Annotated in this window: 1 protein-coding gene and 1 pseudogene; one reads left to right on the top strand and one right to left on the bottom strand. The window is 58.7% G+C overall.

Going from position 1 to position 1,839, the window contains the following annotated elements; translation table 11 throughout:
- Positions 1-131 (top strand): annotated as a pseudogene (locus tag ACRDCA_RS20890) (IS3 family transposase); the annotation flags it as partial.
- 588 nt (positions 132-719) lie between these two features.
- Here ACRDCA_RS20890 and ACRDCA_RS20895 read toward each other — a convergent pair.
- A partial coding sequence (locus tag ACRDCA_RS20895) for an invasin domain 3-containing protein (RefSeq protein ID WP_438691246.1) occupies positions 720-1,839 on the bottom strand: 1,120 nt, incomplete at its 5' end.

Raw genomic sequence — 1,839 nt, forward strand, 5'->3', positions numbered from 1 at the left:
GAGAAGTCACTCGTTACATAACAGGTTACTACAACACGTTCAGACCTCATCAATACAACGGAGGTCTGACACCTGACGAGTCAGAGAGAAGATACCACGCAGCTTATAAAACCGTGGCCAGTTTTACTTGACCACTACATCCTCACGCACTACGGATTTGTGAAGCATCCTGAAAAAACGTTTATCGGGCGGATCACAAAAGGGACGGACTGGATGGGGTTCTGGCTGGATGACAAAGGAGGCAGTAAGCCTGCCCCCGTGCTGTTAATAATATGCTGCAGAAACTGCGCCGGCTTTATGAGCAGACCCGGCACCTGCCCGCTTCACAGCGGCAGGGCCGGGTGGCGCAGTATCTGAAGCACTGGCTGCAGTGGGTTGGAGCGAGTCCGGTATCAGTCGCAATGGCGTCCCCTGGACTGGTCCTTGGTGCGTCAGGTCACCGCCGCACTTTGTGAGGCGTGGGGCCACTGGTCTACTGGGCGCGCATCACTTGGTACTTGGACGTGTACTGATATGATTCGATACGAAATTCGTTCCCGCCGGCAGACACCGTGTAATAAAATGAACTACTCGAACCCTGATCGGCTAACCATACGAGGTTTGTAGTGAGAAGTTGTCCTCCCCACTCCGTCAAATATCCTATTGACCTCTGAGTGGTGGGTTCCGTCGCTCCCGTTTTGGTCATCTGCGCCTTGGTTGCTACGTCGAACCCTAATGCACTACATGCTGCTGCTGTGGCGGATTCCGTAAACAGTCGTGGTTGTGCGGGTGAACCAAGTCGTATTGCCGATTACGTAAGTTAACGATGGGCCACCAGAATCAGGAGTCACTTCGATTGTTACGCCACCGTGCTCTGTCGGGTTTGTTACGACCGTGACTTGGCCTGTATCAGTGACGGTAACAGATGTATTGCTAGGCGTGAATTTCCAGACTCCGGCCGCTGGCGACTCTCCGTTGATGAGGATCTGGAACGTCGCGCCAGCAAAAGCGGTTTTAGGGAATCCGGCATCTGTCGTAAATGTGTACCCGTTGACCCTAATTCCGGTGATTTCCAGTGGTATCAGGGTCAACTCTGCCGCGCTATTGGCTGCATTCTCACTGTTCCACCGAGGCATCAGGTTAGCGCTGCCAGCCTGGCTGCCCACCAACTTGTCGGTGTAGGTGCCGTCCTGGTTATCGGTGAATTCACTAAACGTAGTGCCGGTGACGCCCTCCACTCGAAGGTCAAGGCCAGTCAGCCCACTGACCGGGTTGTCGTGCGCATCCTTCGCGCTGTAGGTGACGGTGGCCTCTGTGCTGCCGTCGGCGACAATGGTGTCCGGGCTGACGGCCACGGTGGAGTTGTCCGGGTCCACCTCACCGGCGGTCAGGGTCAGCGTGGCCGCTTCCTTCGCTGCAGCCGCGCCGTTCACCAGCGGCATCAGGCTGGCAGTGCCGGCCCGGGTGCCGGTGTACGTGCCCGGAACGCTGCCGCTTTCCGTGAACCCGCTGAACTCCGTGCCGGTTTCATCGCCGGTCAGCGAATACCCGGGGGCCAGTCCGGTCACCGGGTTACCGTCCGCATCCCGGGCGGTGAAGGTGGCGACGGTGGTGGAGGTGCCGTCCGCCGGCAGGGTGCCGTCCTGCACCACCACCTCTGAATGCGCCGGCGACACTTCCCCAGCAGTGATGCTGTAGGCCGCGGTATACGTCCCCACCGTGCTGCTTTCCGCCCACGGACCGACAAAGGTGGTGTTCGGCACGGTCACGGCGCCTGTCGCCGCCAGCGCGGCAGTCTGCTCGCTGACCCGGTTGCCGTAACTGTCTTCCAGCATCACCGTCAGCGTCATCGTGTCTCCG

It is taken from the genome of Serratia sp. (in: enterobacteria), from assembly GCF_051654945.1.
GTDB lineage: Bacteria > Pseudomonadota > Gammaproteobacteria > Enterobacterales > Enterobacteriaceae > Chania.